Source organism: Escherichia sp. XD33 (assembly GCF_019375075.1).
GTDB lineage: Bacteria > Pseudomonadota > Gammaproteobacteria > Enterobacterales > Enterobacteriaceae > Enterobacter > Enterobacter flexneri_A.
This window is the reverse complement of sequence record NZ_JAENDM010000182.1, coordinates 1-1,327: the sequence shown is the minus strand read 5'-3', so window position 1 is coordinate 1,327 and position 1,327 is coordinate 1. Positions and strand designations below refer to the sequence as shown.

The following is a 1,327-nucleotide window of genomic DNA, read 5'->3' as shown; positions in this document are numbered from 1 at the left end:
GGCGGGTGTGGCTTACAGCCGTGTGTCGACTTTCTCCGGGGATTATCTCCGCGTAACTGACAACAAGGGGAAAACGCACGATGTGCTGACCGGAAGTGATGACGGTCGCCACAGCAACACGTCTCTGGCGTGGGGGGCTGGCGTGCAGTTTAACCCGACCGAATCCGTGGCCATTGATATTGCTTATGAAGGTTCCGGCAGTGGTGACTGGCGCACTGACGGTTTCATCGTGGGTGTCGGTTATAAATTCTGATTAGCCAGGTAACACAGTGTTATGACAGCCCGCCGGTTCAGGCGGGTTTTTTTGTGGGGGGAATATGGCAGTACGGATTTCAGGTGTACTGAAAGATGGCGCAGGTAAGCCGATACAAAACTGCACCATTCAGCTAAAGGCCAGGCGCAACAGCACCACGGTGGTGGTGAACACAGTGGCCTCAGAAAACCCGGATGAAGCCGGGCGTTACAGCATGGACGTTGAGTACGGTCAGTACAGCGTTATTCTGTTGGTGGAAGGCTTCCCGCCATCGCATGCCGGGACCATCACCGTGTATGAAGACTCACAACCGGGTACGCTGAATGATTTTCTCGGTGCCATGACGGAGGATGATGTCCGTCCGGAGGCACTGCGCCGCTTTGAACTGATGGTGGAAGAGGTGGCGCGTAACGCGTCCGCAGTGGCACAGAACACGGCAGCCGCGAAGAAGTCAGCCAGTGATGCCCGCACATCAGCCCGTGAGGCGGCAACCCATGCGACTGATGCTGCGGACTCCGCACGCGCAGCCAGCACGTCAGCCGGACAGGCCGCGTCGTCGGCTCAGTCAGCGTCTTCCAGCGCAGGAACGGCATCAACAAAGGCTACTGAAGCATCAAAAAGTGCTGCCGCTGCAGAGTCTTCAAAAAGCGCGGCAGCCACCAGTGCCGGTGCAGCGAAAACGTCAGAAACGAATGCCGCAGCATCACAAAAATCTGCGGCCACTTCTGCATCCACCGCGACCACGAAAGCGTCAGAAGCTGCCACCTCAGCCCGGGATGCGTCGGCTTCAAAAGTGGCGGCAAAATCATCAGAAACGAGCGCAGCCTCGAGCGCCGGCAGTGCAGCTTCCTCGGCAACGGCGGCAGGAAATTCCGCGAAGGCCGCAAAAACGTCTGAGACGAATGCGGATAACAGCGCACAGGCGGCAGCAGACTCACAAACTGCATCGGCAAATTCCGCGACAGCAGCCAAAAAATCAGAAACCAACGCGAAAAATAGTGAGGCAGCAGCAAAGGTCAGCGAAACCAACGCTAAAGCGTCAGAGAACAAGGCGAAAGAATATCTCGACAAGGT

Annotated in this window: 2 protein-coding genes; both read left to right on the top strand. The window is 57.0% G+C overall.

Annotated features, from left to right (window positions below; genetic code table 11):
- A partial coding sequence (locus tag K0778_RS26095; RefSeq protein WP_096853535.1) for an Ail/Lom family outer membrane beta-barrel protein occupies positions 1-253 on the top strand: 253 nt, incomplete at its 5' end.
- Positions 254-317: 64 nt separating this feature from the next.
- On the top strand, positions 318-1,327 hold a 1,010-nt coding region (locus K0778_RS26090; RefSeq protein ID WP_250666417.1), incomplete at its 3' end, for a prophage tail fiber N-terminal domain-containing protein.